Source organism: Microcystis wesenbergii FACHB-1317 (assembly GCF_014696875.1).
Lineage (GTDB): Bacteria > Cyanobacteriota > Cyanobacteriia > Cyanobacteriales > Microcystaceae > Microcystis > Microcystis wesenbergii_A.
In genome coordinates this window covers 1-6,180 of the sequence record NZ_JACJQV010000216.1, presented here as the reverse complement: position 1 = coordinate 6,180, position 6,180 = coordinate 1, and the positions used below count along the sequence as shown (strand labels likewise).

Genomic DNA, 6,180 nt, shown 5'->3' with positions numbered 1-6,180 from the left:
CATAGAACGTAGGTTGGGTTGAAGCATGAAACCCAACACCCGCTCATGTTACGCTACCACTAACCCATCCTACAAATAATTGTGCCTCCCTACTTAGCTTAACCAATGAGGTTTTAGATTCGGCCTTTGTGAATAAGCTGAGATAAACTAGCTTGAGATGAAAATTTGGGTAAGACAATAGGCAATGGTGGCGCTACCAATCGGTACAGTGAGATTATCTACACCTAGTTTCGAGAAAGTTTCTAGAATAGTAGCTCCGATCGCTGTTAATAAAGATACTAGAATAATTGGCGGATTAATGCCATTAACAAAAGATAAAATAATCAAGCTGACTAGAAAGCTGACTCCTAACATAGTCAGGGAACCTTCCAGACTTTTGCCACTGCCGAAAATTTTGTAGGGATGTTGACCAAAATTTTGTCCCACTAGGGCTGCTAATCCGTCTCCTAAAGCCATAATTAAAATACCCATTGCTGCGTATTCGGGGTGAGAAATTGGCCAAAAATAAGCCACGAGAACACCGATACTAACAGCATAAAAAAAAGTTCCCCAACTGCGGCGACCGACACTATTAAGACTGGGTAAAATGGGGAAAAAATAGGATAGGATAGCGATAGTTGCCGCTAGGATGGCCGCAGTTATTCCCACCCAAGCGGGGATATTTAACCACCAGGCCAAAAGGATGACGTTTCCCGTGCCAATGTGGACAACTTTGCGGGTAATTTCGCCATCGGTACTGAAAACCCTTTTTAATTTTTCAGCGATCAGAATCAGAACAGCTAGGTAACAGGCGACTAAACCGATCGAAAATAGGAGAGAGTGGGATAGTTCCACGTGACAAAAGCGAAAATTGACTATCTATTTAGTTTAGGCGATCGAGGTGACATTGTTGAAAGGAATTTTTATTGGCTTAATTAAGGGATATCGACGGTTTATTTCGCCGCTATTTCCCCCTTCCTGTCGTTTTCAACCCACCTGTTCCCAGTATGCCATAGAAGCGATTGATCGCTTTGGTGTGCTGCGGGGTTCTTGGTTAGCAATTAAGCGTATTCTCCGTTGTCATCCCTTTCACCCCGGAGGTTACGATCCCGTGCCTCCCTGTAGCCACAAGCACGATTGAAAGCCAAAAATCCTGCCTATTTTCTTTGGGGAAAACGCTCGATATCGGCGATACCATAAAAGATGATCTGTTTATCTTTTAAACGTAGTCGATCGACTCTTAATTGAGTACCATCGAGAGCAAATTTATCTAAATCCATGAGGTTGTTAACATGGCTGATTAAAGCTTCTCCTAAAGCTTTGGATCTTTCGTCCCCTTGGTAAACCACATCAACAAATTGAATTTTTCGCCGTTCTTCCACAACCACAGCCGTGGTCATTTCTAGCAGAATTGGTTCTTCTTCTCCCAATTTAATTAGACTTTTCAGGGTTAAAGTTTTATCGTCATTGAGAATTAATTCCGTGTTCTGACAGTGAATTGATTTACCTTCGTACTCTAATCTTTGCAGTTTTTCGACAATAAAAGGTGTATTAAAAGAGGTGGTTAAGTCTTCTTCCGTTAAAACTACCCGCAAAGTGGCCCGCGTCGGTTGACGGAGTTTTACCTGTCCGGTAAAAATGGCACTAAAATCGATCGCCACCGCCTGCACATACAATTCCATGGCTTCGATGCGTAGGCCATTGTACATCAGCATCGACTGACCGATAAAGTCAAAACCGTCGATACTGCCTTGCAGTAATTTGGCTACGGGTTCGGCGCGGACAGTCGCTGTCAGCTTGCCTGTACGTTTGAATAATGCAGCGATCGCAGCACTCACCACTTTACTGATGAGTTGATCGCCGCTCTGATTGGGAAAAGGTAAGCTACCAAACACGCCTGCTGTCATATCTCTCATAGGTGGGACTGCAACGATCTTAACATTATTTAAAGTTTCTTTACATATCGTTTTATTAATCAGGATGATAAGCAATCTGTATGATTCTGTAGAGGTTATAAATTTTTAGCGGTCTATCCCGTGCTAGGGGATAGGATGAAAAAATGCTACTATCCCAGTGATATAGCGTTTTTCACTTAAGAAAATCGGGGTTAAAAACGTGGTTGCCATTTCAGATCAACAACAGTTAGCCGCTACCCACAACCACAGCGATCGAGTGGCGGTATTATTGATGGGATACGGGGAAGTGGAGAGTTATGAGGACTTCGCCAACTATAATGAACAGGCCTTAAATTTGCTGACGGCTAAGTTCGCTCCTGTACCGACTTGGGTTTATCCTCCCCTAGCGAAATTATTGGCTATATTTGACCTGCACGAATGGCAGCACCAGCATAATCACTTTATTTCCCCCCATAACCACATTTTCGAGCATCAAAGACAGGAAATCGAGCGCAATCTACAGGCAAAATGGGGTAATCGGGTGGAGGTATTCAAAGCGTTTAACTTCTGCGCGCCTTTTTTACCGGCACAGGTGTTAACGGAAATCCGCGAAGGGGGATTCGAGAAAATTTTGATCTATCCTCTCCTCGTTGTTGATTCTATCTTTACCAGTGGCATTGCGATCGAACAAGTTAACAAAGCTTTAGCTCAAGGACAAACGGGGGAACATTGGGTTAAAGGATTGCGCTATATTCCCTCGTTTTATAACCAACCCGCTTATATAGATTTAATGGCGCGGTTAGTGGAAGAAAAAATCGCGGCCGAGGTAGCTAGTAGCTGTCTTCCCTCGCAAATTGGCATTATTTTAATGAATCACGGTTGTCCCCACGAAGCTAAGGGATTTACGTCGGGAATCGATGAAAGTCAAGCTTTATACGAGTTAGTCCGGGAAAAATTAATCTATCGTTATCCCTTGATTTCTGTGGGTTGGTTAAATCACCAAACCCCCTTAATTAAATGGACGCAACCGAATGCAGAGTTAGCGGCGAAGAATTTAATTGAATTGGGGGCCAAAGCTTTAATTTTCATGCCGATTGGCTTTGCTACGGAAAATCACGAAACTTTACTGGATGTGGAGCATATTATCGAAGCTTTACGCCGCAAACACGACCAGGTTAATTATGTGCAGATGGCCTGTGTCAACGATAACCCCGAATTTTGCCAGATGGCTGCGGATTGGGCCGAGGAACACATCGAAGCTTTACTATCACAAGAGGCTTTATCTGTCAATGCTTCTGTAACAATTCCTCACATTCATTCCGATCACCATCATCACCACGGACACCACCACCATCATTAAGCTTGGACAGTGGCAAAGAGGGGCAACGGCGAAAATTAGTCCTACCACTTGTCACTTTTGGAAGTATAATCTATAATTGTGCTTTCCTGGGTACGTAGCTCAATGGATAGAGCATCCGCCTTCTAAGCGGACGGTTGTAGGTTCGATCCCTACCGTACCCGTTATTGTTAAGTAGGGTCTGCTGAAAAAGTTTTTCCTGGGGGTAGGGTGTGGGGTGTGGGGTGTGGGGTGTAGGGTTTTACCGATTTTCAGGTGGTCAACTACCTAGGGTTTGCTGAAAAAGCTTTTCCTGGGGGCAGGGTGTGGGGTGTGGGGTGTGGGGTGTGGGGTTTTACCGATTTTGAGGTAGTCAATTACCTAATTTTCAGGGAAAAAGTACCTGAATTTTCCCCCCGATCCCCGCAACGGCTGGCACTTTTTGAGGAAAAAAAAGTCTAAAAGTCTTATCCAACAAGGTTTTTAGATTTATTCAGCAGACCCTACCTAATTTTCAGGGAAAAAGTACCTCAATTTTCCCCCTGATCACTCCCATGCCTGGTACTTTTTGATTGACAAAAAGTCTAAAAGTCTTACCCAACAAGGTTTTTAGATTTATTCAGCAGACCCTAAGTAGGGATTGGAAATTCTCTCCTATCGTCCCAGGGACAATCGCTTTGATGCGGTGAGCGTGGAATTAGGTCAGTTGAGTCCCGTCGGTTGATATTAATTGTGTTTAATTTAGTTGGCGATCGAGTTGAGGATCAGTCAAGGGAGAAGGCAAAGGCGAATAGGACGTACTGCGCCACAATATCTCACGGAATGAGGATAGGTCGCCTGAGAAGGAGTAAAACAAGAGAAACTACCTGAAACTCCTTCTTCTGTGCATCCCTCTATTTAATAGTTTGCCCTCTTTGCAATAGCCTTTCTCGTCTCTTTTGACGGGATTCTGTTTCCAGTTGGGCGAGTATATCGTCTAAAAAAAGATTATAAAGCTCAATCTGGCGGTTAGTTTCCCGTAAGCTTTCAAGACATTGTTTTCTCGTTGCTTCATCGGGATAGGAGGTGCGGTAAGTCATCATAAGTTCCATTGCCTCTTTACTTCATCAACACTAGCACTAACAGCATCCACACTGGCTGTTCCTTGCAAAATCGCTCTTTCTAACATCTCTAGCATCGTATTTGAGAGAGTCGGCTGCTCTTGTAAAATTCTCAGCAGGATATTATTAATTCGGGAGTAGGAATTAGTTACCCTCTCTCTGGCATTAAATAATTCTTCTAATTCTGATAATGTCCGTTCATTTTCCCCATATTCTGTAAAAAGTTGCCATTCCGTTGCCGATGCGTACTCTATCTGATCCGCTAGTTGACGGAGTAGATCAAAAATGCTCGCTAAGGTTTCCTCCGGTAATGTAGCCATATTCAATTATTTCTATTATCCCCAGTCTATCATCTGGTTGGTACGAGGTAATCCTGTTTAATTTAGTTTGCGATCGAGTTGAGGATCAGTCAAGGGAGAAGGCAAAGGCGAATCCGACACACTGCGCCACAATATCTCACGGAATGAGGATAGTTCGCCTGAGAAGGAGTAAAACAGGGAAAAGAAAGCGATCGCTAGTGTGAGAGATATATAACTTAAGATTTGTGACGCAATCGCTACAAAGCAGAATTAATAGTTCCAGTGGTTCAGGGAGATGAACTGATTAGCAAGAGGGAAGTTAGCAGTTTCAAGATTGGCGATCGCATTGACAATTGCCTTGAAGTCCATATTTTTAAAGCGGTTAGCGTTACGGTAAACCGCTAAGATACCCGAATGGCTTGGATTGGCTTGGTGCAACTCTTCAAAGTCATCGCAGTTATGAGTTAGCAGAATCCGATTTTCCTGTATGGCATAGTCAAGTACGACATCATCTGTGCAGCCAGTCAAACCAATTTTATTGATCGTCAGTACGTCATGACCAGCAGCCGTAAGTAACTTAACCAGAAGTTGGGATTGCGAGTCCTCATCAAGCAATAATCTTAGGCTCAACACTAATCCCCTTTGCTTCCAGACGGTGGCGTTCTTCTTCTGCTTCTTGCTTGAGTAGCTGCTGATTAGCCTCGCAGTAGTCAATTGCCTCATAGATAGCAGCCAAAGGTAACTCCCAATTAAGAGCTGCTTCTTGAGGAGTCATCTGGTTGACAATCATATCTGACCAGACATCAAAAGCTTTCAGCCTCCTACCTTGAAAACAAAGCTGTTGTCGCCAAGAATGAGGACGTTTCTCTAAATACTGCCATTGAGTTTTTGCTACGTTGGTAGTCATGCTGATGCCTTGATCAAAGCTGGTATCCCTAGTCTATCAGCTAGTTAATGCGAGGGAATCTTCCCCTGTCAATCCCTAAGTTAGGGAAAGGAATATAAAGATTTATTAAATAGTAGCTTTTGATACAGTTGCGGGGGGGAGAGTGTGTATCCTTCTGGTATCTCCCTTTAGTGTTGGGTTGGGCTGTTGCTTGACCTGGCTGCGAAGGTGGTAATCGTACTGATTAGGATTAAAAATCATGAATTTTTTGAAGGACAAAAATAAGCTACGCGATGTAGCAACTCTGACTACTGCTACTCTCGCTACTTTGAGCTTGGCTACGACCAATCCTGCTTCTGCTGCGTTATTCAAGCTTGCTTTTTGTGGATTTTTCGGTGGCGACCCTGCCAATGGTAGCGTTGATGGATTTTTAATAATAAACGATGCGTTTCAAAATGATGCATCAAAGAATTTTGGACTTGTAGATGCAAAAATTACAACTACAAGAAGTAACACAGCCCCTACTAACCCTTTGACATATATAGCAATTCTTGGAGCTATGAGGTACAATAGAAAGCAAATAGACAAATAATAGAACTTACCAGCTTCCTATGAGACCCTATTCCGTAGATTTTCGCCAAAAAATTATCGATGTCTGGAAGAAAGAAAAAATTTCCATTCGAGG

Annotated in this window: 10 protein-coding genes and 1 tRNA gene; 5 read left to right on the top strand and 6 right to left on the bottom strand. The window is 43.2% G+C overall.

Annotated elements, in window-relative coordinates; translation table 11 throughout:
- Nucleotides 1–147: 147 nt before the first annotated feature.
- Complete coding sequence (locus H6F92_RS22990; protein WP_190359633.1) at nucleotides 148–834, bottom strand: diacylglycerol/polyprenol kinase family protein; 687 nt, start codon at nucleotides 832–834, stop codon at nucleotides 148–150.
- Between the two features lie 55 nt (nucleotides 835–889).
- On the opposite strand from H6F92_RS22990, the gene yidD reads away from it, so the two are divergent.
- Nucleotides 890–1,120: a membrane protein insertion efficiency factor YidD gene (yidD, locus tag H6F92_RS22985; protein ID WP_190359634.1), complete on the top strand. Its 231-nt coding sequence runs from the start codon at nucleotides 890–892 to the stop codon at nucleotides 1,118–1,120.
- Between the two features lie 16 nt (nucleotides 1,121–1,136).
- On the opposite strand, the gene H6F92_RS22980 is transcribed toward yidD, so the two are convergent.
- On the bottom strand, nucleotides 1,137–1,895 hold the full coding sequence (locus H6F92_RS22980) for an LmeA family phospholipid-binding protein (protein WP_002785405.1): 759 nt from the start codon (nucleotides 1,893–1,895) through the stop codon (nucleotides 1,137–1,139).
- A gap of 199 nt (nucleotides 1,896–2,094) precedes the next feature.
- On the opposite strand from H6F92_RS22980, the gene H6F92_RS22975 reads away from it, so the two are divergent.
- The 3 genes from H6F92_RS22975 (at nucleotide 2,095) to H6F92_RS27135 (ending at nucleotide 3,672) form a co-directional block, all read left to right on the top strand.
- Complete coding sequence (locus H6F92_RS22975) at nucleotides 2,095–3,234, top strand: ferrochelatase (RefSeq protein ID WP_190359632.1); 1,140 nt, start codon at nucleotides 2,095–2,097, stop codon at nucleotides 3,232–3,234.
- Nucleotides 3,235–3,322: 88 nt separating this feature from the next.
- Nucleotides 3,323–3,395: transfer RNA gene (locus tag H6F92_RS22970), tRNA-Arg, on the top strand.
- Between the two features lie 91 nt (nucleotides 3,396–3,486).
- Nucleotides 3,487–3,672, top strand: coding sequence for a hypothetical protein (locus tag H6F92_RS27135; protein ID WP_416338792.1), 186 nt, complete (start codon nucleotides 3,487–3,489; stop codon nucleotides 3,670–3,672).
- 431 nt (nucleotides 3,673–4,103) lie between these two features.
- Here H6F92_RS27135 and H6F92_RS22965 read toward each other — a convergent pair whose 3' ends face one another.
- The 4 genes from H6F92_RS22965 to H6F92_RS22950 all read right to left on the bottom strand — a co-directional run bounded on the left by H6F92_RS22965 (nucleotide 4,104) and on the right by H6F92_RS22950 (nucleotide 5,516).
- A complete protein-coding gene (locus tag H6F92_RS22965) occupies nucleotides 4,104–4,292 on the bottom strand; it encodes a hypothetical protein (protein WP_002783384.1) in 189 nt (62 codons plus the stop codon).
- Nucleotides 4,289–4,630: a hypothetical protein gene (locus H6F92_RS22960; protein WP_190359631.1), complete on the bottom strand. Its 342-nt coding sequence runs from the start codon at nucleotides 4,628–4,630 to the stop codon at nucleotides 4,289–4,291. Before H6F92_RS22960 ends, H6F92_RS22965 begins: the two co-directional genes overlap by 4 nt.
- Nucleotides 4,631–4,879: 249 nt before the next feature.
- Nucleotides 4,880–5,242: a DUF5615 family PIN-like protein gene (locus H6F92_RS22955; protein WP_190359630.1), complete on the bottom strand. Its 363-nt coding sequence runs from the start codon at nucleotides 5,240–5,242 to the stop codon at nucleotides 4,880–4,882.
- Nucleotides 5,217–5,516, bottom strand: a complete 300-nt coding sequence (locus tag H6F92_RS22950; RefSeq protein WP_190359629.1) for a hypothetical protein — start codon at nucleotides 5,514–5,516, stop codon at nucleotides 5,217–5,219. Before H6F92_RS22950 ends, H6F92_RS22955 begins: the two co-directional genes overlap by 26 nt.
- A 238-nt stretch (nucleotides 5,517–5,754) precedes the next feature.
- Here H6F92_RS22950 and H6F92_RS22945 point away from each other — a divergent pair, with 238 nt between their 5' ends.
- Entirely contained in the window at nucleotides 5,755–6,087 is a 333-nt protein-coding gene (locus H6F92_RS22945) for a hypothetical protein (RefSeq protein ID WP_190359628.1), read from the top strand.
- Nucleotides 6,088–6,180 lie beyond the last annotated feature (93 nt).